This is a genomic window from Pseudomonas mucoides, assembly GCF_015461845.1.
In the GTDB taxonomy this organism is placed as follows: Bacteria; Pseudomonadota; Gammaproteobacteria; order Pseudomonadales; family Pseudomonadaceae; genus Aquipseudomonas; species Aquipseudomonas mucoides.
The window spans coordinates 93,638-120,017 of record NZ_JACOPW010000010.1 but is presented as its reverse complement, the minus strand read 5'-3'; the positions used below and the strand labels follow the sequence as shown (position 1 = coordinate 120,017).

The window sequence follows — 26,380 nt, the reverse complement described above, 5'->3', positions numbered from 1 at the left end:
TCCGCCTGGCCAGTCTCACTCGAGATCTGGTCTCCTGCGATGAGCGAAACCGAGCGAACGCATATCGAGACATGCTTGAGCTTGCTGAAAATGGAGATGGCAAAGCAATGTTCCAAGTGGCGAGGTGTCTCAATCAAGGCATCGGTGTAGACACTGACATAACCCGCGCTGACCACTGGCTCCGGCTCGCCTGCATTGCTAAACCTGCGTCGACCGACGCCCTATTCACCTACGGAATGTCCCACGTCCTCAAACAACGCGCAGGGGCCGATCCAGTTAAGGGCATCCAATACATCGAGCGAGCTGCTTCTGCCGGTTACGTTAAAGCCACTATAGAGCTCGTCAAGATCGTCGAGCATGGCATGACTGACATCAAACCAGATCTTCGCCGCGCTTACCGCTTACTGGCATCCTCGCTTAGCGAGAAGTCCGACAAAGCCCTCTACGCGGCCTACGTTGGATTCGTAGAGCGCCACCAGCCCATCACCAACCTTCTGGACTCGTGAGCATGTACAAAGAGCAATCTGAACGTTTGGTCAAGAAAATGGCCTTGGGCATTAATGCTGAAGCGGCAAATGTGATCGTTGCGCGTGCTTACGGGTACAACCGTCTGAACGCTAAAACTGGTGAACTCGAAGAGCCAATCAATGGCCTGCAGATGATCAAGACCCCTGATCAGATAAGAGCCATTTCCGATCGAAGCCTCCAGATGATGGAGTTCTTGCGAATGGCCATGAACATGGATCCCCTCAAGAATACGTTACCCGACATTCGTAAAGGGCACCCTCAGGGAACGCTCATTGCAACCATGTGGGGGTTTAGCAATTTTGAAGCGCTGAAGGCATACGCAAGGCAAGATAAGATAGATCCAACCTCTCAATCAGCGGAGGAAATGGCGAGATTCAAGGCTCGCACTGGTTTCATGCCACCCTCCCAATATTTACTGGGACGTGATTATGCCGGCCATACCCTAATCATCCATACCGAGCCCCTGCACATCTCTCAATGGATCGACCAAGAGATTTGCCTCAACCGCCTTGATGACCTGTTCGTTGCCGTAGTGCGAGCCACAAACGATGGCGACAACTATCTGAACCGTTACAGCCGCGGCCATGATGTCTTCAGAAAATCGCTTTCTGAAGATCACAGTTCGTTCATCCTGGGTGAACGTCAGAAGCATCCAGACCACCACTTGGCGGTGACGATTTTACCAAGTCGTACCTACACGCTCGAGCAGCTAGTCTCCGCTCATTATTCTGCCCTTAACGAGGGAGCTGTGCGTGGACGCACCCTCATCATCGACCGGGTATCGGTCGCGAGGGATGAGGAATCGGTCACTGCCGGTTTGAAGCTTGCCAGTAGCGTAGGCATCAACGTCGTTCTAACCATCTCTCATCCAGACCCGATGCTTTGGGACAAATTTGATAGTCGTGTCATATTTGGCTTCGACCCTACAATGGTTGCTACGGGCCATGAGCAAATGGATCAATCGCTAGTTGCTTCGGCTCCATTCATTGGCCTCAAGAAGAACAACCTGCAACTCGCCTATCATTCGAACGACACAGGAGTAATCTTCAGCATCGTCCAGCTCGTGCCGGAAACCCAAGCCCAGGCACAAGGAGCTACGCTATTCAAACGGATATTCGGCAAGCCTGCCGTTGGTTGAGCTCTATCATTCCCAGACGCGTCCTAAATTAGCGCGTCTGTTATTGCCAAGAATCACAACCAAGTTGACAGAATTGTCGTAAAAGGGAGGTGTAGAATTCCCGCAACAGGAAGCTGCACGCCCTGAAATAGAGCATTACCAGCCCACTCGGGCCGGAGACAAGAAAAGAAAAATCCTGGTTTTTTTGAACCGATGGGCGGCGAGAGGGTCGAAGACCCTTGAGATAGAAAGCTTTTCCAGATTTTCGCCGTTTTGCGAGATTTCTGAGACCGCTGCATAGGTGTCAATTTATCGCAAATTCACGGCCTTCATCTTCACAAAGCCCGGTCGTTCGTACAGAATGTCCGGAATGGGGTTCACTCCCCCAAGCCAGTTTTTGACACAGTTTCTTGAGGAAAGCATAGGCTTTAGACCTCCTAACTCCTAAGTCACCCCCTTCTACATCCAAATGCCTATGGGTGCCGTTGCTTCTCCTCGACTTATTCAAGGCCCGTCCATGCAAATGGGCGGGCCTTGTCGTATCACAACCAAGCAGTCACTGCTATCGGGTCAGCGCGCTTCGGGGAAGGACTCGCCCAGACTGTGAAGAAAAATATGTTCACGAGATTCCGGAGCTTGTTCGGACAGGGCAATCCCAAGCTGGAAATTTCCGCTTCGATGATCAGTACCGCAGTTCACCACCCTCCCTTCGAATTGAAGCTCGTCACCATTCCGCTGGATCAGCTTCATCGAGATAGCATCTCCGATTCCTTTCTTCTTTTCTGTCAGGATCATAGCGCCCGCGATCGATAAATCTCGCACCCGGCAATCGGCCCAACCCAGGAGCCCTGCTACCAAACCCTTTCCTTTGATTTTTTGAGAGAGCAGCGCTCCTTCAGAGATCACGTACCGCGTGTGCCGTCGGCTGGACGCATTCATCCTTTGTTTCCTATAGCTAGTTGTGCGGATCTGTTCAGAGCGCCGTTACAGAAATCCGAGACCCCTTTTTGGCTGGTCACCTTCAAGGAACTGAATAGTATCGTCACAACATATTCAACGGCTATTCAAAACCCCCTTATGAAATTCCTCCCTAGCACAGCTTCAATTTGGCCCCGAGGTGCTGGTGTGCTCGAGTCCCGAATACCCTGGCAACTTCAGATCCCGGTGTTCCTTTTTGTTTACTTGGCTGTGTGTGTGACTCTCACATTCGCCACACCTGACGGCGAACAAATCACTTTCCTGAAAGTGCTCGAGGATCTTGGCGTCTACGTTCTATTTCTGAGCTTATGGACTGGTATCTATGCTCATTTCAGCCGTGAAATGACCTTGGGGTGGCTCGCGGCAATTGCCGCAGTTTCACTATTCCAAGAAGAGGTCAATTTTCTTAACCTGGGGTACGAAGGAATTTGCTGGATGGTCGGTCACGTACCCACCGGCGAAGAGCGCCAACGCGGAGACGTCTACACACTGGCTCTCGTTTTTACGAGCTTGATTTTGCGGTTCATTGCCCAGCGTGGGTTCCGCAGTTTCATGCGAATTCACATCACATTCTTCCTTGTGGCCTACACCACCTTCTTGTGCTGCATCCACTATCTCTTCGCTTACTACATCCAGGGCGAATTGCTGACAGAAAGGATGCGTTACCAAGAGGAACTGACGGCAACCTATCCGGGTCGGTTCAAGTATGAATGTGAGCGTCTACCCATCAAATGCTTTCAATGGGTGGGAAATGAAATCCCAGCTGAGGTTTTGGCTGCACCTTCTGCTCAAGGTATCCTAGAGTCGATCGAAAGCTCAAAAATGAGTGTTACCGGATGGCTAGAGGTCTTCCCTGCTACCGATAACGAATCCGATACCGTCCTGAGGGGGGTTAGCGCAAGCCAGAAGGTGATCATCACTGCTTACAAAAACGACACCCTACATCGGGCGGTTTTCGATGAAAAATTCCCTAGTCATTCCCTCGACGTCGCCAAGGTTGGTCTACTTTCGTTCTCAACCACATTCATAGCTGTGTGGTTTTTTGGTGGGATGCATCTGGTCTTTATGCACCAGGCCCGCAGGAAGTCAAAACCCAAGGGAGCAATTAAGTGATCCTCGACTATAAGCTTTGGAAGCAACAGGTCATCAGTCAGGCCGTCTCTGCACATGAAGAGTCACTCCCTATGGTGAACCAGCTCGCCAATCCCCAGATAATGGCTCTTTACGACAAGATCCTTGGGGTTCTCACTGGGCCGCACACAATCCGAGTCCGCCGAGACCCGGGGCTGTTTGATGCACTGCGCCTAAGGAAAGCGCAGCGATCCTTCGCAAGCGCCCTCTATCATCATCAGAAAATTGCAGATCTGAACAAATAATATCGGTCAAAGTCGCTGAAATGGGGCTGTCTCTTTCCACTATTAGGGCATGAGATATTTCAAGGGCCCCGTCCAATGTACAGCGAAGCGAAATCTGCCCAAGCCTGGGATCTTGCAGATCCCAGGACCATGCGCTCGAATTTTTCCTCCGCCAGCTTCTACATCGTCATCGATGGGCTGGACCACCCTATCGTCCTGCAAACTGCCAAAACGATTAAAACTGCCCTGAGCCGCACGCAAGGGGTGAAGGTGCGAGGCCCTCTCGCGCTTCCGACTGTACGCAGACGTCACATCATTCTCCGAGAAGCCCTGTCCAATGGCTCCCGCGGTCTTTACTGCGCCAAAGCCAAACGAATCAGGAATGTCCTCCTGGTTGAATCTCCAACCTCGGAATCCATCATGTCGCTCGTGGCGTTACCACTGCCGGCGACTGTCAACATCAAGATCGAGTCGTACCAGAGCCAATACGACTTGAAGGAAGCTCAATAATGGCAAACGGTTTCTCACACGCCATGAAACACCCAAACATTGCCGTCCTCGAAACGCCCGAACCTGACTGGTTCAAAACAAGCCCTCAAAAGGGAACGTGGGCCAGTTGGCTCATCCATGGCAACCATTACGGGACATTGATTGACCTCCCGCCAAAGACTCAACTGGACATCGACCGAGGGAATTTCTTCATCGTCCTTCAAGGCTGCGTGGTTGCCTATGCACTTTCGCCAGATGTCCAGGGCAAGGGGATCTTCGTAGACGCCCTTCGGAAGGGTGACATAATCTGGCCACTTCAACCTAAGCAGGTACGGTTTGGCTACGAGACTCGAAGCCATACCTTCCTACTCGCTGTCTCAAAGTCAAAATACGATGAGTTCATGAAAGCGAACAGCTACAGCGAGACTGTTCTCATGGCCGCTGAACTGAACTTGATGACCAAGCATTCCCAGGCTGCGCAGTACCTATTTGCCAAGGACCTTGATCGCATCAAGCGGGTGATTACCATGCTGGTTGAGCATCCCGACTCACGCCCCACGGCCCGCGGTATAGAGGTCCATGCCAGCAAAGATGAAATAAGAACCCTTGCGGGGGTCGAGAGGCGGTCGGGCAGTCGCGCGTTCAAAGCATTGGAAGAGGAAGGGTTGCTGAAGTTTGATGGGTACAAGACCTTTTTCTTTCAATCACAATCTGAGGTTTCGGCATGCGCCGCAGTACGAACGTAGCTGTTAGCAAGATCGCCGCTTATGCAGAGGATCCGCGCAAGTTCGTTGGGGCCGGTGGTGGGGCATACAACCAACGTTTAGCCAAAATGGGTACCGCAGCGCATGGCCGGATCGGCGCGGGGCCAAGCAAAGGCGGATTTATTGCCATTGTGTTGGTAGCCATCGCCGCCCTGCTCTACTTTAAGGTGATTACATTCTGACATGCTGATCATTCTTGGAATTATTGTAGCGGCCCTGTCGCTGTATCTGGCCCTCAAAGCCAAGGCACCACTCGATATTTACAAGCAGTTTTCGCTGCCTGCAACTCAGTGGGTAATTGTAGGGACTGACCTAGGCAAGGGGCATCCACGAAAACGGCTCAGCGCACTCGGCGTAGCAGGTGAACCGGATGCCATTTTCCGCGGAAATCGTACAGGGCAAATTGTAATCGGTGAATTCAAAAACCGAATGTACAAGGGTTTCGTACGACGCCGGGAATACTACCAGGTGATGCTGTATATCGGCCTTGCTCGGGAGGCATTCAAAGAATCGAATGTGGTTGGGCTGCTGAGCTTTAGAGATGAGTGTGTGCAGATCCCGTTCGATGAACAGCTATTTCGAGCTTTGGTTTCCATCAGGACTGAGGTACCCATTTCACTCAAGAACAGAAAGCCGCAAGATTCAAGGCCTCTGCATAAGCGAATGGGCATCACAGTCAAGAACCCGAAAATCAGGTTCCCTCGTTAGGCTTAGGCAACCTCTGCAAGCCGGTCGAATGCTGGGAAATACAGCACCTTTTTAACAGGGATGGTGATACCGGCATCTTTCACAGCACGCTCGTACTCATCCATTTTCGGCCGGTACCGCTCAACCTCCCGCGCAACAAAAGCGTCTTCGGACATACCCTCCGGGCAGTCCGGAGTTTTGTAGTCGCTGATCCAGTAAACCCCATCATCTTCAAAAGGTCGATCCAGGAAGCGGTGAACCCAACGTCCGTTACGGTATGCACTGACCTGCACCTCATGGCCACTGCCCGGACGCTTCTTCAAGATCCATTGCCCATGAATACTGTTTACGGTATTGGACAGCAGCCGGAGGATGCGAGCAACCGCCTGAGGAACCTCAGCAGCAGGGAAGCCTTCACGACGAAGCATCGATGCGATAGCCTGAGCCTTTGTACGCACGCGAGCTTCATCCCAGAGTTCGATACCCTGCTTACCGATCTGCTCTACAAACCAGTGGTAGACGATACCGATGGTCTTGGCGCGATAGTCGCTCCCCTCCTCCTCCCGCAATTCATCGTTCAGTTCATTTTCAGTGGGTACTTGGTCATTGCTTGCAGCCGGAACAAAGACCGTTTTAGGCAATTCGACTTTGTAGCTGGGAGCCAGGCGTGCCTTAGAGGGAACCCCAGAATCCGTAACTGCAACAATAGGGAATGCCGGGGCGACCGCTTTCACTTGGGCTCCAATAGCCGACCACAAGCACTCAGCCAACGAACCTGCTGCTGGCTTGATTTCCTTCTCTTTCTGGACCTCACCCTCGGCAGCAGGGAAACGGTCGACGCATACGAAAAGGTGGCAATCTTCTTTGGCCCGAGTCGTCCCCACGTACGCCGCCCGACATACTTCATCAGAAATATCCTTGCGAACCATGCGGCCAACGAATTTGAATAGACGACTATCAGGGGTGGTAGTGTCCAAGTCTCCGAGGTTAGGAACGACGGAAAAGACACCATCCATCTGGCGGAAGTAGAACAGAGGCGCATCATCTTTAGCCCCGCCTTTGTTTAAGCCAGGAATCAACACAATGTCGTATTCCAGGCCTTTGGAGCCGTGGCAAGTCATGACTGTTACCGCGCCAGCTTTTGGGCTTGCATATGCTTTGTCAATCGCGCGGAAAAAGGCCTGAGGGTCAATAAGGTCACCTGACTCCGTGTGTGAAGTGAGTAGCTTGAAGATGGTTTCCACATCGTCCATCTCGCCAGTATTTACCGTTGCAGGTCCGCCCAAGGCGATCCAGGCTGATTTAACAGCCCAACCCAGCTCTGAACCACGACTGGAGCGCTTCACTCCGTCCAGAACCTCCAAGAGCCTCAACACTCGGGTCAGTCCTTCGGAAGACAATTGAGCCTGCACGCCTTCGTCGCGTAGAGCATTCTCAATGACGTTATGCCCCCGGGCGACAGTCAAACAGTCTGCCCAGCTAAGACCAACGAACGCTGCCCGTAACAGTGCGATCCACGAAGCTCGATCAGCGGAATGCCAGAGTGAACGAATCAGTGAAATCACTTCAGAGACAGGGGCAGCCTCTCCAATGGGATCAATATCCTTACCGCGAACCTCAATTCCAGCCTCTTTTAACATCGGCAGAATGTGTTTCAGGTGCGAGCGACCACGTACTAGGATTGCGATCGACTTTGAAGGGTCTTTTGAAAGGGCTTCCTGAACAACCTTTGTAACTTCTTCGGCTTCACCGATTTGACCTGTGGCCACGGGGTGTACGCTCACACCGCCATCGCCTTTCCGGAACGCTACCGATGGGACGAACTCATAAGCTGAGTCTTTGAAGACCTCGGCATAGGTCGCGTTATTCCACTCAACGACGCCCGGCAAGGACCGAAAGTTGACAGTCAACCGGAGAATATCCATTTGCTTGGGCCCGAAAGCTTTCGCCTCGACAACTGACGTGAACAGATTCAGGTCAGCGCCACGGAAAAGATAGATCGACTGAAAGCCATCGCCGACATAAGCGATAGAACGATTGTCGGCCGGCTCCCAGTTCTCTACCAGCAGTTTCAATAGGTCGTACTGGGCCTGGTTGGTGTCTTGGAATTCATCAACCATGATATGCAGAATCCGGTCTTCTTCGAGCAAGGCGTCGCCGACAGTCTCACCAGCGCCGAGAGCTTGAATGGCGCGCTGAGCGATTTCAGGGAAGTCCAGTGAGTTTGTCCCTTCCATTGCCAGCGTCAGATTGGCCAACAGATACCGAAGAATTACCGTGAAGTGCTCGACCATTTTTGCTGAACGAGCTGGGTATTGAAGTTCTGGCAGGGTTGCAAGTGTGGCTAGGGCCTGAGCATATTCTTGAGAATGAGGGTTAACCTTGAGGTCAGCCAGAATTCCATTCATCTCAACTGTGCAGAAATGCTTAGCTGGGAATCCGTTGGCTACGGTTACTTTCGCCCGGAGCGTGCCGGTACTAGTCAGCATGTAGGAGGCAAATTGCCCGAAATATTCGAGCGTTTTCGCACTCGCAATGGCAGCGGGCATTTCCGCAGCCCACTCGAAACCATCAAGGGCACCGGAGGCAGATTTAAGACAAGTCATTGCACGTTCGAGATCAGATCCTGGGATCAGTGAAATAGCTTGTTGGGCAGCATGCAGAACAACTGAGCTGACCGCTTCCTGCATTTCAATAGTGTCCAGTGCCATGATACGGCCGGCCCACTGATCGCGTTTCATTAGTAGGTTTTCGAACAGTGGAACCAAAGCTTCAAATCGGTTTTTAGCGAAAGACAATACCGCCTCAAGCGCGTTAGAGAGAGCCTCAGGAATGTCGTTGTCGTTAACGGACTTGAGGGTTTCGAGAATCGCTTGACGATAGATGAGCGAAGCATCGTCGGTAGTTTTACCGCCACCCAGCCCGGACATGATTGGAGTTTTGCTTGCCAGTGAAGCGCAAAAGCTATCGAAGGTCATAATGCGCAGACGGCTAGGGTTCAAGAGAAGGTTCCAACCCATTTCCTTATCTCGATCCAGCACCAAACGAGCCAGACGGTATTGCGGGAGCTCATGGGCCAATTCAGGCTCAATGCCAGTCGCTGCCTGCTGCAACGCACCAATAACACGCTCTACAATTTCAGCAGCAGCCATGTTGGTGAATGTGATAGCCAGCACTTCCTCAGGGCGCTCCACGACTGTCAGGCAGGAAAGCAAGCGCATTTGCAAGGTAGACGTTTTACCTGATCCGGCCGGGGCCAGTAACAGTAGCGAGCGGCGAGGGTCGATAGCCAGGGCGCGCGCTTCAGCATCTGCAATGCTGAGACCTCGGATTCCAGCAAAAATAGGGTCCAGGTGCGGCAGAGCGGCGAAGGGTACGAATGCAGTCATGTGGTCAGCTCCAATTCAGATACACCCAGAATAACGTCGCCCCCGCGTGCCACCAGCCGCCAAAGTAATCTTTCAGGACGCAGGTCGGTAAACCCGGGATTGGACTAAAAGTTTTCGCATGCGGAATGTTTTAAGCTATGGGCTCCCCTTCGCTATGCATTGGGAGCCCGACTGACGCTTATCGTGCGATAGGCGCAATGTACTCGTAGCCGATTGGAAACCCCTTTCCACATAGGTCCAGAGTCGCTTCGCCACGGATGAAGCCAGCACTCATAGAATCCAACTGCCGGTTCCATGCATCCTTCTGAGCTTCCCATTTGTCCGAGGTATCGACGTCCTCTTGTCTGGCCTTCTTCCCTTCGACGAGATTGGCCGAAAAGTTTGAGCGAGCATGAAAACCGAGAGACTTTTGATTCACCTGAGCCAGCACAATGCCGTCGATTGGTTCTACTGAAGCGACACTGAGGTCGATCTTGGTCGCGTAGATTGGCAATTGAGGCTCTGTGAGGGTGGAAGCATTCAGACTGTTCATCCGCATCTCTTGGCCTGTCTTGTAGTCAAACACAACACTCCGAGAGACCGTTTGCTCTTCGTTCAAGAAGATGCGCTCCCGACGATCAAGGCTTACCGTCAAAGGTACCTGCCCAACAACGATGTCATGGCGTTCTTCAAAGCCGATAACCTCGAACTCGAATTCCCGCTTCTTTTCGAGCTCCAACCACTCAATGGTCAGGTCGACGATACGACGTTGCTCAAGCATGATCAGCTTCATGCCGTAGCGCCAGATCAGCTTGTATAGAAGGTCCTCGGAAGCCAGCTGAGTGTGGTGCTGGACCTTGGCTTTGAGCTCGGCAACCGAGAATGCCTTGAGTGCCTTGGAGGTCACCACCTCAGTCCAAAATTTTTCAAGCACAAGGTGGATCATTGTCCCTTGGATTCGAGGATCAAGGCCGATGATTGGTTGCGGAAACATGTTGGCTCGTAGGCGATTGCGCACGAATGAAAAGAATGGGGACTCTGCATAGTCCTTGAAGATGCGAACTCCACCCTTGATATCAGTTAGTTCGATATCGCTGACAGCTGGGGCCACCTCTTGCTCGTAATTATTCCTATCCAACTGGCCCATCAGGTCATCAAGGAAGTCACCCTTTGTTTCCAGGGTAGGTGCAGTTGCGGGCCACGTGCCAAACAACTCACTGGCCCCGATGGCCGCCCCCTTTTCGTTATGGCTGGGGCACGACACCGTGACGTCAGCGCTAGAGCTGAGGAGTGCGCCCACGACACTTTGAGCATATGCGAGCATCCCTTCGCTAGAGGCGTCAGAAATCCCCGCATCAATCTGAAGATCGGTAGGAATGAAGGGTGATGGCTCAGCGCGGCCCGGCAATACGTTGTTCGATGCGCCAACGATCCATAAGGCGTCGAAGTTGAGGCCGATAGCATCCTCATAGCCCAAGATCGAAACTGGGGCCAAATGGCTGATACGGGGCTGGAATTGTCGTGTGTCTACGACCTCCCTGAGCCACATGAATGCTCGCTCATACTGAACAGTCCCGAGTTGAGCATCCAGTGTGCGGAACATTGCAAGCGCCTCAGCCCAAGCATTAAGTGTCTGGAAATTGGCACTGTCCAGTTCGCTCTGACCGGGCCAGCCCATATCGTTCAGGGCTTCGGTAAAATGGTCGGCCCACTCAGATGGATATCGGCTTTGCTCGCCGGACACCAACTTCTCAAGAAGTCCACCAAAGCGCTTTCGGAAATCAGGAACTGCATCCCCCTTGTATGCCCCAATAGCCCGCAGAAAATCCTTGCCACCCATGTTCAGGCCTAGGTTGTCACGGAACCACAGATCCAGAAGGGCACGGGTCGCAGACTCGCCCACATGGCCAGCAATCCAGCGAGAGCGCAGCACACGGCTGAAAGTCTCGGAATCTGCCTTGTCGGGCGTGATGGACAACAGATCCATAGCCGCACGGATCATGGGGCGGCTACCCAGCGTTGCACCACTGGAAATATCCCACGGCGCGCGTGTTTCACCATCCGGACCAGCAGGCATTAATGATCCTGGGCTCGTATGCAAGCTCAGCGCATCAAGCAAGGGGCCTTTGTAGGAACGGATGTCAGGTACGACGATGGCGAGTGAAGGTGCAGCATGAGGGGCGTCCACGAAGGGCAGCAGGTGATTTGACACCCATTGCGCGACCTCTAGCATTTCGCTCGCATTATTGTGGCTGCGCACAAGACGCGGGGTCGTCTTATCCCCCTCTGCTGAGACGATAATTACATCAGTACCGAGAGCCTCTAAGGCATCGAACACGGCCTTTTCTGCTGGGTTCAGGGACATCATGCCTACGATAATCACCCGCTCCGGGGGTTGAACATCGCCAGCCTTGATAGCCTTAAGCAGGAGCGTAGGGAGGTGAGCACGGAACACATACTGTTTTGCGCCGCACACGCTATCGAGTTGAGTCTTCCATTGGAGGAAAGCCTCAAACTCTTCTTTGAATCGGAAGCGATCACTATCCATCCCAATCAGGTACTTGTTTACCTGCGAGTACGCCACCCCAACTCGGCGAGCTGCGTTCGTGGAAGAGATCATGTTTGACGGCAGTAGGTCCGACTGGTCAATTACCGACTTCACAGTGGCCAACTCCTGAACAGGGTTGAGGGCTTGTTCGTCGGGCATCAGCTCCAACCAAGTGGTCTCAATCCACTTCGTGATGGTCATAATCTGCCCCTTGGTGAACCAAGCCTTCTTCCCACCTACCGCCTGGAGCAGTGCTGCTTGTAGCTTAATGTGTCGCGCGACACGCTCTGTCGAGGCCAGGACAACTGTCCCGTCTGTGATGTTTGAGAGGTGGCTGAGGAATTTCATTCGGGCAGATCTCCGTTTTCGATACACCCAGAATAACGGCGGTCTTTAGTGCCACCAGCCCAGACCAAATGAATCATTTCCAACGGAATGCGGCAAATGGGGTAGTGACATCCCACTATTAAGGTATCCGCTCAATGCTTGGTTGCGTCATATGTCGATCCAGAGGTTATCCCAGACTTCGCCTTGGGCACATGAGGGATCAGTGCCCGTAAGATTCAGCCTGGCATACCAGCCAGTCTTCAGTGTCATGGATGACCAAAGATCAGTAATAGCCTTTGAGTCCTTGCTTCGGATTTCTGACAGCACTGGGACTCAGGGGCCAGCTGCGCTTGTCGCGCGTGCAGAGTCTGATGGTTCGATTGTCGATATCGACCGCTGGGTTCTGGCCCAGGTGATCAATCAATTGAAATCCCGGCCGAGGCTTTCTGTCTGGATCAACACAAGCCAGTTGTCGATCGCGCACCCATCCTTCGTCGGAGATGCCGTGCAGACCCTCCTTGCAGCGAATGTGATGGGCAGGGTCACGTTTGAAGTGACTGAAACTGCAGACGTTGATGCTCACCTGCTTGCGAAGCGTCTTGAGGCTCTTCGTTTACAGGCGCTGACAGTGATGGTCGATGACGTGCGTGATGGTTACGCAAAGCGCTCGCTCTTGCTAAGCGACTCGGTTGTAGGCTGCAAACTCTCACGCGAGTCAACCATGGAGCTCATGGTGTCTGAGTCAGCGCGGGCAGAGGTGCAGCGTCTGGTAAAGCTTTGCCGTCGGCGAGGTAAGCAGGTTGTGCTTGAGGGAATTGAGACTATAGACGAGTTGTCACTGGCCAAGCATTTGAATATTGACCTGTGCCAAGGGTACCTGCTTGGTATGCCGGCAATCCCCTCAGAATTACAACACTTCGCCGAGATGCGCCCCTGACTGAGGGGCGCTACAGCGTATCAATACATTACCGAACGTAGTCCAGTTGTGAGTCGTTGATACGACCACGTGTCTCAAGCCATTGGCGAAGTTCTTCACGTGTTGCCTGATTCTTGCTTACCCAAGCTGTCGCCGACTGGGCCATAGATACACGTTTCTGAGAAACCATTTCGTTCATCAACTGAGGCAACTTCTCTGGGCCGTCAGCAATGATCTGACGTACAGAGTTGGTTACATACAGCGATTCGTAAATGGGAAGCGGCTTGCTTTTCCCGTCACCGCGTCGATAGACATGCTGCCACCAAAGTCCGCGTAGAACAGATGGCAAGATCCGAGCGAGTTTGGGATCGAGCAGCGAAGCCATGCGCGTTGGGATATCGATGGCACTGTCCGCATGGAGGGTACCCACAACACTGTGACCGAGGGATGCGGCGAGAACCGCTGCGTCGGCAGTTTCTGGGTCACGAATCTCACCAACCATAATTGTGTTGCGATACTGCCGGACGAAGTCACGGATCGCTTCTGCGAATGAGTCAACGTGCGTACCTACTTCACGCTGAATCACTCCCCCGCCCCGGAACTCAACTTCAATAGGATCCTCCACCGTACCGAGGTTTCCGCGTTTGCGCCCCAACTGCTCGATTGCTGAGATCATCGTTGTCGATTTACCTGACGACATCTGCCCCGCAAAAATGGTCAAGCCCGACCCCTCAAGAAGCGGACGTATCGCGTTCCAGTCCAACCCTAGATCTTTCTCAATTCGCGGTATCGAGCTCATGAGTTTACGCATGGTAATGACCTGGCCGCCCGAGGAGTCAGCCAAGATGCAGCGGTAACGTTCCCCGTTGAACGGGGTGGTGAAGTTTGCGGCCTTACGCTTGTTACCTCTACCCTTCTCAGAGAGCATTTTATCGAAGAAGTCTTTCCACGCTCCTGGAGGCTTCATTATTTCGAACCGACCGCTGTTATCTTCAGCCTCAAGGCTGTCCTTGGTCAGAGTGATGTTAGTCGCGTCCTCCGGCCTCAAGGGTTTGTCATTAAGATGACTGGTTGTGAGCACAGACACCGGGTTTCTCCTAGTACAGTTGAACGGGGCCACTGAGGCGGGGATCTAAGGCGTTGCGATTGATGGCATGTGCCACAAATCGCTTTGCGCCGAAGCACTCATCGTCAGGCTTGTTTGGTTTTGCGAACTCGAGAAGGCATGCGTTACGAAATTCGCAGGATGCACATTCAGGATTGTTGTTCCTACGCATCTGCCGACGCAGGTACAGAAGCCGCTCTCGCGAACAGAGGATGTCTCGAAAAGTCACCCCCGGCTCAAGGATGTTCCCAAATGAGTGCAGGTACTCCTTCCAGCCATCACGGTAATTGGGAAGAACCATGTCGCCATCGGGGAGGAGGAACAGTGTTTGGCCGGCCATGTTGCTCATGGCGTTGCCTTTGATCTTTTCCACGGCAAAGTGTGCTTCGCCGATCGCAGGAGCATTGACCCCACGCTCCTGCAGCTCGTACCAGTAGTCGAGCATTTCGATCATGAAGTCATTGAAGGCTTTCATGGTTGGGGCAAGTACTTCGTATTTGCCGGGCACGTCGTTCTGCTCATTGAGCATGAACGGCAGCCAACCCGACTCCTGAATTCCCATCTCACGTAGCTTATCCAGAGTGTGCCTTGGGCCCTGGGTCAGGAGGTCCGAGTTGACCACGCTGATGGTACCGACATTCAGACCTCGCCTGATCGCCTCCCGAACCTTGAGTTCCCACTTGCGTACATAGTTACCTGAACGCATATCGCCATCGTATGAGGTCTGTACATAGCCATTGCAGTGCTTCTTCCACAGCGGTTCCCATACATCGAGGTCGACACCAAGCATTGAGGTCAGCATCACATGACGTACTTGGTAGCCCTCTGCTGCTGGGAACTCTTCAGCCATCATCTGAACGTAACCTTCGAAATATTCAGGCCCGGCGGCAGTTGGCTCCCCACCGTAGTTGTACGCAATGATGGTTTTCTGATCCGGCTGCTGCTCCTCGAAATAGTCGTAGATCTTGCGACAAATGACCCGCAGATCATCGAGGGACATAACGCTCTTATCTGCTCGCTGCTCCTTGCTCAGATAGCAATGTTTGCAGTTATAGGGGCAGTGCAGCGTCGGCATTATGGTGAAAACGAAGTAACCATTTTCAATCGTGTCTGGCCGAAGGGCTGGGCCCATGAGTGAAAAGCTATCGCTGCCGGACTGCACGCAGCACCTCCTCATCGATAACGAATCGGCCTTGGCCAAGCTTGTTGGATTCCTCAATGAGGGATTCAGCTTTTCTGAAATACGGCGAAGAGGCGTCCTCTACGTAAATCGGGGTCGACTCAAGGTGGGTCTCGAATTCAACCTCTTCAGGCGTGCGCTCGCCGCTGCCCTGCCCTTGCTTTTTCTCCAGGGCAACGAGGGTTTCGAAACTCAGCAATTTCTTGGCAGCGCGGAAAATTATTCGAGCCAAGAGAGGGAAAATTGAGAAGAATCCTGGTGTTCTAGACTCGTCCACTTTCACCCCACCGCAATCAAGTTATTTCCCATCGCGCGCTCACGCTCGAGAACAGACTTTGGAAGTACGCCTTTTTCCTCGACCAGATGGCGCACGTACTTTATGAAGGTCTTGAAGCCCGGGCATTCGTCTTTCTGATTCCACTGCTCATGCAATACACCGCAGTTTGCCTGGCACAGCGTTCGCTCATCGCAGGTACGACATATCTCTGGCAATCGCCGTGCCTTCGCGACCTCTCGCAAATAACTTTTTGAAGTGAGAACATCGTGGACGGACGTCGTAAACTCAACTTCGGTAACACCACCCTCCCCAATGACCTCTCTCGTCTCAAAGACATTGCCGTGGGAAACGTAGTCGTTAGTGCCACCCTTTTCGATACAGCTGATCGTACGGCCGTCAGAGTCGAAATCCAGAGCGCCAGCGACGATTGGACATACCACGTCGTCCGAGGGGACGTTCCGGAACACAGCTTCAAGCCATGACTCGCAAGGATTGATCCAGAGGTCATCGATGTGATCACGCTTGGCCAGGTACCAGTCCATCAGTTCCATATAGAACTTTGAGGTTGCCGCGTGCTTGGGCTGAATGAGTTTTGCATTAAGATCCCCATCGCCCGATGGGATGAAGAAGCCGAAATGGACTTTCGTGAAACCCAATTGGTACAACTCTTCCATCATCGCAACGGCGCCGGCTTCGACAACAGGCTTAACTAGCGCAGTCGTGACAGCGAAATCTTTGGGGCCGTAGATTTCTGGTTGTCGGGATTCATTCATGAGCGTGGTCACATTGTTTCGCCAGATCTCTTCCTGCCTACCCTTCGTGAACCTGGTAGACCGCTCATAGGATGTTGATATCTTGTCGAACAGCCGGGCGACATCAAGCGCCTCTTTTGTCACAAGGTTGGTCACAATCGAGAATGAAACTGCTTGTGGGATCAGGGCAAGCAATGCCTTAGCTTTAGGCAATGCGCTTTCATAGAATGGGACTCCAAGCATCGAGGGTTCACCGCCGATGACGTGGATATCGACATGGTTGTAGCGCTGAGCGAAATTATGATCCGCCTGCATGTGCTCGACGATCCCAGCCACAATGTGGAGAAACTCCGTTTCGCTCATGTCAGGACTCTTGTCCTTTTTGTCGGACAAAATGTAGCAGTGTGAGCAACGTAGCTGGCACCGGCGAGTGACGTTGATCTGAAACAGGAATGTGCTGCGCCCCGTTTCGCCGATTGAGGTCAAGCCTGGCTGCATGGGGGCGTTCCTTTAAATAAGACTGATCGGAGGTCGTCGATTCGTCCGTCGCTATCAACCACCTCGGGTTTGTTTAATCTTGCTTGGCCAACGCGCGTGTAAGCACTCCCGCTTGAGTCAACGAACGATGACGGGTGGCTTGTCAAAACGACGTTGCGGGCGCTGATGAATTCGATCTCATCGTGGTTGATGATCGTTCGGTGTAGACGTCTTGAGAGGTATTTCCAGGCAGGGTTGATTCCCGCTGCATCCCGCTCTCCAGGACGTACCGGAAACAACACTTCACGACCTGGCTCACCACGGATATGTCCGTGACTAGTCTGAAAGGTCGCACCATCAATCAAGGTGACCCGGCTAGTGGCCATGCAAGCGCTGCAGAGAAATGAAAGGCATTCGGCCATAGAGACCCCGGAGGGTAATGACGGGAATCGACTGCGGACTTCCTCGGCGATCGCTTCATCCCAAGAGTTGAAGATCGCGACCGCATTTTTGCCATAGTCAGGATTGGGCCATGATTTGGCGTCCAGTGTGTCTGGGAGCATGACAACTTTTTTGCCCTGGTCGGCCAGGGAAAGGGCTGCACAAATCCCCACGAGGGGATCATTTCCCATCACAATCGTGTCGGGACGTAGCGACCCGTAAATCCCGTCCACAAAGGCATCAAGAACACGTAATACAACTCCAGTACGCGTTAGCGAAACCGGAGCCGTTATTAGTGCATCCCTGAATTGAAGCCGCCTCAGCGGGAGGTGAACACTGCTCAACGCCAATCATCTCCATATCTCTTGCGCGGGTAAGCACGCATTACATTCTCTCGATAGCCGAATTGGCCAATCAGTGTGTAGCGCGCCTTGTCGCAAAGGATCTCAGACACGCTATGAACCCATCTCGGGTTCGTGTTAATCAGCCATACGGCTGTGCCTTGGTTGGGCGACACAGCTTCTTTCACGACAACCTTTGATGGATCGACAAGCGCTCCCTTGTCGTCAATGTCACCCTCACCCAACAACAGCTGCCCGCCGTCTTCAGGAGTCCAGATTTCGTCCGATAGGTAGATGATCACCACCATCTGCATGGGGTCGTAGGAGTCGTGGTGCCATCCCATCGAGTCCCCACGCTTACCACGCTGGAGCATCACGTTAGTCCGGCTCCAGTCGCCCATATGGGCCCGGATGTGCTCTGTCTCTTTGCCCAGACCAATCAATTCCATGGGCCCCAGGTAGTCCAGCGGTACTGACAGGCTTCGCGAGGGATCATCTTCTTCCCACGACACCACATCAGGGCTGCCAGGCTTATCGGGCTGGAAATCATCCGCCTTCGCGGCCTTCAGAAAAGCGTCAGCAATGTGCCTAGGGATAGAGCTTACAGCGAAGCCATCCCTGTAAATCGAATTCAGGTGCTTCAAAATTCAGCCTCCACCATTGCGGCCAGTTTGGCCCTATCAAGACCCGCTGATTTGGTGTTCGCGTGCCGCATGTCGATTCTATGAAGCCAATCAACGACCTCACCTAACCCATGCTCGGCGACGCCTTGATCGATCAGTGAGAACAGAGACTTCCAACTTGTGCAGTGCTGGCTTCTGCCGTACATGCCACGCCCTTGAGCTGCTGACTCGAACATACAGCCACCCTGGCATTCAGTGAGATACGGACACGAACGACAGTTGTCGTCGAGACGGTTCGGCCGCTCACTGAGCATTGCAACCATTTCAGCGTCCCAAATGCTTGTGAGGGCATTGCCTAGCTTCCCTATTCCGCCATCGGCCATGTCTTGGCATACATAGAGATCACCATTCGGCTCAAGGGAGAGTGACCGCTTGGTGCAGTCGGACTGAAACGCACAGGCAGCGCCTACAGCTTGCTGCTGGCCAGACAGCGTTCGAACTCGTGCCTGAGTGAGGTAGAAGTAAGGCTCTACGATGATGGGTAGTCGCATGAACCATTGGCGGAAACCTGTTACAAATGCGTCCCTTGTAGCCTCTGCCCCCTGCAAAACCTGGCCTGGAGTGCCCCCCTGGAAGAGCGGGCGGAGAGTCAGCATTCTTTGATCTCTGGCAGAGAGCATCATTTGTCGGGCTACGCCGTTTAGGCCAGATTCATCAAGGACATATACGGCCCCCGGCACACTCCGCTCACGCCGAAGAGCGGTATCAGCCTCCTTCCAAATAAGACGGTACTTTTCTGGCGAACCAGCAACGGTCCGGACATCACTCATGTCATCTACAGAAGTACCAAGCCGACCTTCAAACAAATCGTAAAGTCGTTTTGCCCGGGCGGGAGAACCAATCAGATTACTCTGGACACCATCTACAAATTGAATCCCACGTGAGGCTGCCATGTCGCGCAAGTAGGTGACACACTCCAATAGCTCTGCGTGAGGTACCGTCAAAATCTCTCCGCCGATGTACTGGGCAGTGAGATGTGTCGGAGAAATACCGAGTTTTTGAAACCCTTCCTGGAATATGAAATCGATAGAGCGCTTGAAGTCATTTGCGGGCATTCGTGTCGACTGCGATTCCTGCCAGCTACTGCAATACCCGCAATCGGCATTGCAGGCCTTTGTCATTCGAATATGAAGCGTGAGTGGTGAGGGAATCATGCTGCTCGCTCCCGCATCTGAATCACCTGGCTACAAAATTGGATCATCTCCTCATGGCTTCCACCGATCGTTTCCGCTCCAACTGGCAGACAACCCTCAAGCTCCTGAATCGTCCGCATCATCAGCTTGGACAGATACCATTCGCCGCGGTAACGAATCTCATTGAAAACGGCGACCGGGTCGAACTCGAGGAAATGAAAATTGCCATAGACAATATGCCGATAGAGCTCTTCTCCACCTTCGTCGGCGGCTTCAACGTACCAGCCCGGATAGTCATCGATTTGGGCACCAATTGCATCGTAGAAAAAGAGCCGCTCTACCCACCTTTTTTCGAAGAGCTTTCCAGGCTTCATTGCTACTAGCCTGGCCCGGTCGAACTCAGTGAAATACTTGTCGTAGTTACCAGCAACGCAGTCCTCAATGAGTGGCACATCCTTGCCCTTGGCCACAGCAGTCGTAACGAGCCTCTTTGTCATTCCCCCCTGGCGCCGGCGAGCTTCTGTTCGTCTGAGATAGCCAGCTCGGTCCAACCTACCTACCGTGGTTTCATCTGCAAAGTCCCACACGCGCTTCAAACCAGCACAATCGCCAGACGCAATGAGCGATGACATATTTGGATCGAGATCCTTATGCCACGCCCACCCTCCTGAGCAGGTGATGGCGAATTTGCACGTCCCGCATGCTTGATAAGGCATCCGATGCCGAGAGACGTACTCAGGAGTGTTATTGAAGATGGCCTTCGCTGAGAACAGTGGATCGTGCACGGATAGAGTCTGGGTCGGGAAAATTGACTCATTACCGGTGTAGCTAGAATTGAACGTGACCTGCCCATTGGGCTCGATTTCTATGTCGTATGAGTCGTTGCCTGGATAGTGATAGTGCTCGCCTGATCGGGAAGCGGTTCGCATCTCCACAAGCGGGCTGATAGTCACACCCTGTGGAACCAAGGAGTTGAGTTCAAGCAGGTAGTCGGAAACATCTCCGTACGTACAGGTCTTCAAGAAATAGCTCTTACCGCTGCCGGCCGGATACAGCATGTCGCAGCTGATGTCAGTTATTCCACGGCTGACGAACTCATCGACGATGAATTGAGGGCCGCGCTCAATGACTCCTCGGCTCATAGTGATACACAGTGTTTTCCGTTTGATACCGGTAATGGCTTCAAGCGTCGCGAAATACCGAGGAAGTAGTTTGTCGTTTTTTAGAAACCTGTTGGTGTCGGGCTCCCACGGGACAAAAATGTCAATCCCGTAGCCAAACTCGGTTCCGACAGAGTTGAGGAGGTCAATGTAACCAGGGTCTTTGAAGATAAGATTTGTGCACCAGATCAACGCTGCCTCAGCGTCATAAAGGGTTTCCCAGGCCTTCATAGTCTTGAGGGTCCACGGCAGGTTCCGCTCCCAGAACTGGAGGGGCATCATGGTCAACTCCCCACCCAGCAGCTCCACGTTTATCTTGGTGACCTTTTTGTCGCGACAGAACAACTCCTCGATCCGCTGGAAGGACTCGCGGTAAGTACCTTCATCCATCATGCTTTTGTCCCGCAAAAGGGCGGGATCGACATAGCAATGGGTGCAACTGAGGTTGCACAATCGGGTGGGCGCTATGCACACATTCAACATGTCTAGGGCGTTATGCACAAAACACCCCACCTGTAGGTTCAATTCGAATGGTCTTACCAACTAAATCTGCACCACATTCCACGCCCACAACATGCGGAATGTCCAGCCTGCGGGCGTGCTGAAGAAGATGCGATAGCGAGGAGCCAGATCGGACAACTAGAGCACCTGCTGTCGAAATCATGGCAAGCTGGGACATGTCCGTCGTTTCCAAGTAAACCGCTGTGCCTGCAGCAAAGTTGTCAGGGGTTGTGAGTGTCAATTCGAGCCCCGGGCGAGGTACGCCCCAGGCAATAGGCTTGGTGCCCGCCTGCGGATGGTGCTGACCATACTCAAAGAATTTGCGGATTTGCTTGGGCACTTCATCAAAAACCGGGCAGTTACCGGATAGATCGCCCAGGTATGACGGCAAGATGTCTAGCAGAAGGTCGGCGACCCCGCGCCGGCAAAGTTCATCAATTGCAGGACTCAGCCTTCCAAGTTCAACCATCATCATTACTGCGCATTTGTCCTTCATCCAGGCAAGAGGGGAATCCACTACCTGTATAACGCTTGATACCAGCTCAGCGTCTAAGCAAGGTTCGGCAAACGGAGCGTATGAGGTAACACCTGCATACCCTGCCACTGATGCCATTTCTACAGTCTCGTCTGGGCTGAACTTGCTGGCCTCATGCCCGATCAAAGTGGAGGTCAAGGCCCGTTCAAATCCCTGACTTGGGGATTCAATCTTCAGCTCGATCGCGGTCGTGGCTATTCGACTAAAGCGGCCGTAAAGGCGAGAGACGACAGCAAGCTCACATGCAATAGCTTCGGCCAATGCGCGATCAGGACCGCCAAGCGAGATTTGGCGGGTCCGGCGATCGCTATCACGCTTTCTGTCAGCCAATTCAAAAGCCTTCAACAGGAGAGCTCCTGGGACGCGGGAGAATGCAGATCGAGGCAGGGACCCAAGTACCGAGGTGATATCGGCCAGCTGAAGTGCCCGAGCACTTACGAAACTGCGAACCCGAGCTAGACGCACTCCCCCAACCGAGAACTGATCACCAGGTGCCGCCATAGCGGCCACCACCGCGGCACCTACGGAGCTTCCATGGTCTACTGGTAGTGCAACGAACCTAGATGATGTACGGCCATACCCGCTGGTGCCTTTCAACAGTTTTGAAAGACCGGGTCGCCCAAGGGTATCTGTACTGACCTGGAGGATCGTGAGAACTCCATTTGCCGACACCGCCCACTCAATCGAAGTTGCCCCCATATCCCGGTGCAGATTTAGAAGTGCTGAGCGAACCTTTTTCGTGTCATTCGACAAGCCAGAAGTTTTCCAGATAGGTATCGCTACACGCTCTGTCTTCCCTGTGCCGGCAGTAGCAGCGTCGCCCACCCCCCCTTCACAGATGAACAGATGACCGTCACCAGCAGTGCCAAACATTGCTACACCGAACATTCTCGCGGTGATAAATGTCTGGATAAGTGAAAAAGGGACTTCGCCGGCGGCAGTGATCTGCGCATGAACAGTCTTCAGTGCTGCCTTTACCTCAGCCTTGCCCTGGGCAGGTATCGACTCGAACACCCCGATTGTTTGAGCAGACGAACTCTCTGAGGAAGCTGCGGATCGAACCAGTACACGCGCTGAAGTTACCCAGTGCGGAAACCTGTCGAGGTCAACGTTTGAAACCACGTACCCCTTCTGCACGTTGTAGCCAAGCTCCGCAGCCCGCTGCAGAAGACCAATTTTCGCGGGTAGAACATCAATGACAGCGTCAGTTTTGAACTGCCGGCGGGCAAGAAAGTGCTTGGCTGCAATCCAGCCTGACAAGGCACCCAATATTTGCGAGATTGAAATGAGATCATCGCTAGCCCAAACCGGCGTTGTCTCAAGATACGCGAGCCAGAGAATGTAAGTGGCCACTGTACCAACGAGAGCTACGGCGACCTTCATGGCCGGATGTCGTGGGCGGGCAGCTAAGAATGCACCAATAAAACTGATGGCCAGGTTCAAGAAAACAACCCATGCAGCTGATCCAGGAACCAAACCGAACACGCTTCCAATAGCTCGGATGCTTCTGCCCTCGATACTTGCGTACATCGCCGCTTCCGGGTCGATGAGATCGTCGTCAGTAAGCACCGCTCGATTGAAGAGGCCGGGCTCTGTGTTGATACCGAGCCATCTAACTCCGCCTGCCGACAGGATTTCGCCCGCAAGGATGGAGTGATAAAAAGTCCTTCGATCGTATGCCAGCCCAACGTAAGCTTTGCTTTGATCCAGCCCGGCAATAGCTTGAGTAAGCCCACCTTTGGCCACGATTTCCATGTCGATATGGTCAGTGCGTGGTAACTGGTTCTTTGTTCTGGCCCAATCATCAGCAGACTGGAAGTCTAGGAATCGAACGTCTTGGTAACCCAACACGTAGTCGAACGATTGGGCTGCTCCGAAGTATCGATCTGCGTTTTTGTAAGCCTTGAAGTATGCTGGCTTGATCAGCAACTCTTCTCGGGTTGGCTGCATGAAGTAGGCATCGACACCCCTAGCTCGAAGCATATCGAGCAAAATCCAGGTATCACCCGAGTAATGACTTTCAGCCGCAGTGATGAGAACGGTCTTGCCATGAAGGGCTTCGGCAATAGCATCAGCCCCTGACAAGAACACAGGAAGGGTCACCGTCAGCCCATGCAGCCAGCCATAGTTCAAAAACTCATCGGGATTGGTCGTACTGATGATGGTTGGGTTCCGCTGCTCCTTGAACGATGGAATGTCTGCTGGCAACACCGCATGATCATCACCGAGCTTAGCCAAGTGATCCCACGCATAGTCATTGAGAGCATTGGCGCCGCCCTCCAAAAATTGTATGTGAACGCCGAATCTCTCATTCAGATCCTCAGCTATCGCAGCTGCTGTAGTCCCCCTCTCATCGACCAGGACCACTTGTTGGTTTCCCTTCTTAGCTATCCCTAGCAGTGGCTCAGGATTATTGTGGATCTGCGTCGCAGTCGCTCCAAACCCGAAATCCTTGAATAGCTGAGGGCCAAGGTCGACGCGGATGACACGAATCTTGCGATTAGAGACCCCTTTGTAGAAGTCATCTGCGGTAATGCGCGACCCTGATAATGCTTGGGCAGCATCACTTACATAAGGGTATGGGATGTCAGTAGTGCGCTGTGAGGGGGCTCCAAGGCTCTGTGTGTTAGCAAGGATCGCTTCACGATTCGCGTCAGCCCACTGGATGCAGACGATCGCGCAAATGAAAAATCCAGCCAGGGAACAAATAATCAGGGCAAGTCGGGGGAGCTTCCAGAGCTTGACGCCGAAATATAAGGCAAGACCAATTCCCAGAAGTGGGAGGAATCCCGCACCCAGAGCCAGGGCACCAGCTCCACCCAAAATCACTGGGAATGCCTGTGCCTGAGCACTGACACCAATGAGCAACAACAGCCAAATTCGATTCATGCGGCACCGTCTAGCGAAGGTTCGTTGTGATCAATGCCGAGTTCACGACCGCCAATCGCTCTTGCGACTGTTGAAATTCGACGAAGGAAACTGGCTGACTCTTCAGTTATCACCGCCGGCCGCCGAGCGAAGGCCAAGGCAAGAATGTCAGGCGGTGGACGTCGGAACAGGGCCCAAATGAGCAGATCCTCGAACTTATGGGAAACCTCTAGGCCGGAGCTTTGCCGGGTGCTACCGCCCAAGACGTCAATAGGAAGTTCTGCCCACGAAGAGAGTGATAGAGCGTCGATGACATAGCGGGACAATGGCGTCGTGGGACCTGACCTGAGTGCCGCCCATACCAGCTCGTCACTGAATGCAATCGAGTGGTAATTACCTGCCAGATGGTGAGCCAGAATCGAATAGCGCTCATCGAAACCATCCAGGCTGCCGTCCGGCAGGAGGATCTGTTTCTGCAGGCGATCGTAGAACCACAAGCGCTGGCGGGGGGTGCAGCCGAACATATCAATCGGTTCCAGTAGGACTCGAGTCGCCCCCTTCACGGCCTCGAAATAACCTTCGTAATCGCACGTGTAGTCAGCCTCGCGCAGCGGAGCAGAGTTATCCGCAACAGCTTGCTTCCTGAGTTGAGCTCGCTTAATACGGCGGACGTTGGCGTACTTGCTTACACCTAACGGATCAAAATTCTCACTCGCCTGTGACTCCCAAAGCTGGAAAAAACCTGGGCAGCTGAAGCTGTCATCTGAACTCTGCATGAACGACCGAACGGTTTCAGGCGGTAAATCCTTGTGTGGATACCACCCGGAATTACACGCCTGCAGGTATTGGCAGTCACGGCAGAAGTCGTGCTCGTAGCTGAGCTTGTTATCGAGCTCACTGTTGTTACCCCAAACAACTTTCAGTGCAGCATTCGCATCGTGCGCATTTAGATTTATGTAGGGCTTGAGCGCCTCTGTGCCGGTCTGATTGGGATTGAGCGAAAGCTCCCCTCTCTGGTCCCAGTGGAACTCGTAAGCATCGTTAAGCGTGTTCTGGGACCGTGACAGCGTACGTAACGACTTTTTCATGTCGTCCAGGTGATCGACCGTCAATCCATATTGCTTGCCCAGCCGAGCCAGTGTCGAAATGTACTCGGCAACGTCCTGGTACTGAGGTTGGGCTCGATCGAAATACGCCTTCCCTGAACCCCATGGAAAAATCATGTCGCAGGTTGCGTCGGTAACGCCCCGCTTCACGAACGTTTCGATGATGTACTCAGGCCCAAGATCAATTAGACCCTGCCCCATTACAAGCACCAGGTTGAGCATGTTGCAGTCGCCCAAGGCTTCTATACGCTTGAGGTACTTAGGCAGGATGGCCATGCCTCTTCCGAACCGCCCACTCTCAGGTCCCTCAAAGGGGATCGCAATATCCATTGCGGGGTGCCCCTTGAACTCACGAAGGAGACCTAGATACCGATCGTCCTTCCACATCAGATTTGAACAAAAGGTGAATTCTGTCTGAATACCAATCCTGTTCATCTCATCAATCTGGCCAAGCACCCAAGGGAGGTTTCGCTGCCAGAACTCAAAAGGCATGAGGGTGGCTTCCCCCCCAAGTACGTCCAGGTGTAGGTAGGTAACGGACTGATCTAGATGGAAGGCTTCAATGATGACCTCCACCGCCCGCCGAAAGGTCGCTTCGTCGATGTACTCTTTACGTCGGAGCAGCTCTGGCTGGATGTAACAGTGTTGGCACGCCAGATTGCAATTGAGGTTGGTCGATATGGTCGTCGACATCATCTCAATTGAGCGGTTACGCGGAAGGGCGAAGGGTTGGATATTCATACC

At 53.1% G+C, this 26,380-nt stretch carries 22 protein-coding genes; 10 read left to right on the top strand and 12 right to left on the bottom strand.

The window, feature by feature from the left end; translation table 11 throughout:
- Positions 1-71 precede the first annotated feature (71 nt).
- Together H8F22_RS29240 and H8F22_RS29235 are read left to right on the top strand one after the other, a co-directional pair.
- A complete protein-coding gene (locus tag H8F22_RS29240) occupies positions 72-506 on the top strand; it encodes a tetratricopeptide repeat protein (protein WP_169904180.1) in 435 nt (144 codons plus the stop codon).
- A gap of 2 nt (positions 507-508) precedes the next feature.
- Positions 509-1,666: a hypothetical protein gene (locus H8F22_RS29235; RefSeq protein ID WP_194940996.1), complete on the top strand. Its 1,158-nt coding sequence runs from the start codon at positions 509-511 to the stop codon at positions 1,664-1,666.
- 549 nt (positions 1,667-2,215) lie between these two features.
- On the opposite strand, the gene H8F22_RS29230 is transcribed toward H8F22_RS29235, so the two are convergent.
- Positions 2,216-2,584: a PilZ domain-containing protein gene (locus tag H8F22_RS29230; protein ID WP_078465823.1), complete on the bottom strand. Its 369-nt coding sequence runs from the start codon at positions 2,582-2,584 to the stop codon at positions 2,216-2,218.
- A 186-nt stretch (positions 2,585-2,770) separates the two neighbouring features.
- Here H8F22_RS29230 and H8F22_RS29225 point away from each other — a divergent pair, with 186 nt between their 5' ends.
- From H8F22_RS29225 to H8F22_RS29200, 6 genes are all read left to right on the top strand, one after another.
- Positions 2,771-3,736: a hypothetical protein gene (locus H8F22_RS29225; RefSeq protein ID WP_324188484.1), complete on the top strand. Its 966-nt coding sequence runs from the start codon at positions 2,771-2,773 to the stop codon at positions 3,734-3,736.
- Positions 3,733-3,999 (top strand): hypothetical protein, encoded by a 267-nt coding sequence (locus H8F22_RS29220; RefSeq protein WP_116826534.1) that lies wholly within the window; start codon positions 3,733-3,735, stop codon positions 3,997-3,999. Before H8F22_RS29225 ends, H8F22_RS29220 begins: the two co-directional genes overlap by 4 nt.
- A gap of 75 nt (positions 4,000-4,074) precedes the next feature.
- A complete protein-coding gene (locus H8F22_RS29215) occupies positions 4,075-4,488 on the top strand; it encodes a 30S ribosomal protein S10 (protein ID WP_194940995.1) in 414 nt (137 codons plus the stop codon).
- A complete protein-coding gene (locus H8F22_RS29210; protein ID WP_078465827.1) occupies positions 4,488-5,213 on the top strand; it encodes a Crp/Fnr family transcriptional regulator in 726 nt (241 codons plus the stop codon). The genes H8F22_RS29215 and H8F22_RS29210 overlap by 1 nt, the downstream gene beginning before the upstream one ends.
- The gene (locus H8F22_RS29205) at positions 5,192-5,413 is read left to right on the top strand and encodes a hypothetical protein (RefSeq protein ID WP_078465828.1); all 222 of its coding nucleotides are present in this window, start codon (positions 5,192-5,194) and stop codon (positions 5,411-5,413) included. Before H8F22_RS29210 ends, H8F22_RS29205 begins: the two co-directional genes overlap by 22 nt.
- Position 5,414: 1 nt before the next feature.
- Positions 5,415-5,939: a hypothetical protein gene (locus H8F22_RS29200; protein ID WP_078465829.1), complete on the top strand. Its 525-nt coding sequence runs from the start codon at positions 5,415-5,417 to the stop codon at positions 5,937-5,939.
- A 2-nt stretch (positions 5,940-5,941) separates the two neighbouring features.
- Here the strand turns inward: H8F22_RS29200 and H8F22_RS29195 are convergent, their stop codons facing one another.
- Together H8F22_RS29195 and H8F22_RS29190 are read right to left on the bottom strand one after the other, a co-directional pair.
- Entirely contained in the window at positions 5,942-9,307 is a 3,366-nt protein-coding gene (locus tag H8F22_RS29195; RefSeq protein WP_194940994.1) for a UvrD-helicase domain-containing protein, read from the bottom strand.
- A 178-nt stretch (positions 9,308-9,485) separates the two neighbouring features.
- Entirely contained in the window at positions 9,486-12,182 is a 2,697-nt protein-coding gene (locus tag H8F22_RS29190) for a PD-(D/E)XK nuclease family protein (RefSeq protein ID WP_194940993.1), read from the bottom strand.
- Between the two features lie 202 nt (positions 12,183-12,384).
- Here H8F22_RS29190 and H8F22_RS29185 point away from each other — a divergent pair, with 202 nt between their 5' ends.
- The gene (locus H8F22_RS29185) at positions 12,385-13,098 is read left to right on the top strand and encodes an EAL domain-containing protein (RefSeq protein ID WP_194940992.1); all 714 of its coding nucleotides are present in this window, start codon (positions 12,385-12,387) and stop codon (positions 13,096-13,098) included.
- 28 nt (positions 13,099-13,126) lie between these two features.
- On the opposite strand, the gene H8F22_RS29180 is transcribed toward H8F22_RS29185, so the two are convergent.
- Together H8F22_RS29180 and H8F22_RS29175 are read right to left on the bottom strand one after the other, a co-directional pair.
- On the bottom strand, positions 13,127-14,164 hold the full coding sequence (locus H8F22_RS29180) for an ATPase, T2SS/T4P/T4SS family (protein WP_169904176.1): 1,038 nt from the start codon (positions 14,162-14,164) through the stop codon (positions 13,127-13,129).
- A 10-nt stretch (positions 14,165-14,174) separates the two neighbouring features.
- The gene (locus tag H8F22_RS29175; RefSeq protein ID WP_228759000.1) at positions 14,175-15,182 is read right to left on the bottom strand and encodes a transcriptional regulator; all 1,008 of its coding nucleotides are present in this window, start codon (positions 15,180-15,182) and stop codon (positions 14,175-14,177) included.
- 130 nt (positions 15,183-15,312) lie between these two features.
- Between H8F22_RS29175 and H8F22_RS29170 the strand changes: the two genes are divergently transcribed.
- On the top strand, positions 15,313-15,609 hold the full coding sequence (locus H8F22_RS29170) for a hypothetical protein (protein ID WP_169904175.1): 297 nt from the start codon (positions 15,313-15,315) through the stop codon (positions 15,607-15,609).
- A gap of 32 nt (positions 15,610-15,641) precedes the next feature.
- Here H8F22_RS29170 and H8F22_RS29165 read toward each other — a convergent pair whose 3' ends face one another.
- The 7 genes from H8F22_RS29165 to H8F22_RS29135 form a co-directional block, all read right to left on the bottom strand.
- Positions 15,642-16,754, bottom strand: coding sequence for a radical SAM protein (locus H8F22_RS29165; protein ID WP_228758999.1), 1,113 nt, complete (start codon positions 16,752-16,754; stop codon positions 15,642-15,644).
- A 119-nt stretch (positions 16,755-16,873) separates the two neighbouring features.
- Positions 16,874-17,542, bottom strand: coding sequence for a hypothetical protein (locus H8F22_RS29160; RefSeq protein WP_169904173.1), 669 nt, complete (start codon positions 17,540-17,542; stop codon positions 16,874-16,876).
- A gap of 107 nt (positions 17,543-17,649) precedes the next feature.
- Positions 17,650-18,294 carry a 2OG-Fe(II) oxygenase family protein gene (locus tag H8F22_RS29155; RefSeq protein WP_194940991.1) on the bottom strand — a complete coding sequence of 215 codons (645 nt, stop codon included), beginning with the start codon at positions 18,292-18,294 and terminating at the stop codon, positions 17,650-17,652.
- Positions 18,291-19,487: an SPASM domain-containing protein gene (locus tag H8F22_RS29150; RefSeq protein WP_169904171.1), complete on the bottom strand. Its 1,197-nt coding sequence runs from the start codon at positions 19,485-19,487 to the stop codon at positions 18,291-18,293. The genes H8F22_RS29155 and H8F22_RS29150 overlap by 4 nt, the downstream gene beginning before the upstream one ends.
- On the bottom strand, positions 19,484-21,019 hold the full coding sequence (locus H8F22_RS29145) for a radical SAM protein (protein ID WP_228758998.1): 1,536 nt from the start codon (positions 21,017-21,019) through the stop codon (positions 19,484-19,486). Before H8F22_RS29145 ends, H8F22_RS29150 begins: the two co-directional genes overlap by 4 nt.
- A gap of 100 nt (positions 21,020-21,119) precedes the next feature.
- The gene (locus H8F22_RS29140; RefSeq protein WP_169904169.1) at positions 21,120-24,551 is read right to left on the bottom strand and encodes a PEP-utilizing enzyme; all 3,432 of its coding nucleotides are present in this window, start codon (positions 24,549-24,551) and stop codon (positions 21,120-21,122) included.
- Positions 24,548-26,377: a hypothetical protein gene (locus H8F22_RS29135; protein WP_011922853.1), complete on the bottom strand. Its 1,830-nt coding sequence runs from the start codon at positions 26,375-26,377 to the stop codon at positions 24,548-24,550. The genes H8F22_RS29140 and H8F22_RS29135 overlap by 4 nt, the downstream gene beginning before the upstream one ends.
- Between the last annotated feature and the right edge of the window lie 3 nt (positions 26,378-26,380).

Bases quoted from the DNA above. Each gene is read 5' to 3' on its own strand.
- H8F22_RS29240 (WP_169904180.1), top strand. From the start codon at position 72: ATGCTTGAGCTTGCTGAAAATGGAGATGGCAAAGCAATGTTCCAAGTG.
- H8F22_RS29235 (WP_194940996.1), top strand. From the start codon at position 509: ATGTACAAAGAGCAATCTGAACGTTTGGTCAAGAAAATGGCCTTGGGC.
- H8F22_RS29230 (WP_078465823.1), bottom strand. From the start codon at position 2,584: ATGAATGCGTCCAGCCGACGGCACACGCGGTACGTGATCTCTGAAGGA.
- H8F22_RS29215 (WP_194940995.1), top strand. From the start codon at position 4,075: ATGTACAGCGAAGCGAAATCTGCCCAAGCCTGGGATCTTGCAGATCCC.
- H8F22_RS29210 (WP_078465827.1), top strand. From the start codon at position 4,488: ATGGCAAACGGTTTCTCACACGCCATGAAACACCCAAACATTGCCGTC.
- H8F22_RS29205 (WP_078465828.1), top strand. From the start codon at position 5,192: ATGCGCCGCAGTACGAACGTAGCTGTTAGCAAGATCGCCGCTTATGCA.
- H8F22_RS29200 (WP_078465829.1), top strand. From the start codon at position 5,415: ATGCTGATCATTCTTGGAATTATTGTAGCGGCCCTGTCGCTGTATCTG.
- H8F22_RS29195 (WP_194940994.1), bottom strand. From the start codon at position 9,307: ATGACTGCATTCGTACCCTTCGCCGCTCTGCCGCACCTGGACCCTATT.
- H8F22_RS29190 (WP_194940993.1), bottom strand. From the start codon at position 12,182: ATGAAATTCCTCAGCCACCTCTCAAACATCACAGACGGGACAGTTGTC.
- H8F22_RS29175 (WP_228759000.1), bottom strand. From the start codon at position 15,182: ATGTCCCTCGATGATCTGCGGGTCATTTGTCGCAAGATCTACGACTAT.
- H8F22_RS29170 (WP_169904175.1), top strand. From the start codon at position 15,313: ATGAGTGAAAAGCTATCGCTGCCGGACTGCACGCAGCACCTCCTCATC.
- H8F22_RS29165 (WP_228758999.1), bottom strand. From the start codon at position 16,754: ATGAGCGAAACGGAGTTTCTCCACATTGTGGCTGGGATCGTCGAGCAC.
- H8F22_RS29150 (WP_169904171.1), bottom strand. From the start codon at position 19,487: ATGATTCCCTCACCACTCACGCTTCATATTCGAATGACAAAGGCCTGC.
- H8F22_RS29145 (WP_228758998.1), bottom strand. From the start codon at position 21,019: ATGATGGATGAAGGTACTTACCGCGAGTCCTTCCAGCGGATCGAGGAG.
- H8F22_RS29140 (WP_169904169.1), bottom strand. From the start codon at position 24,551: ATGAATCGAATTTGGCTGTTGTTGCTCATTGGTGTCAGTGCTCAGGCA.
- H8F22_RS29135 (WP_011922853.1), bottom strand. From the start codon at position 26,377: ATGAATATCCAACCCTTCGCCCTTCCGCGTAACCGCTCAATTGAGATG.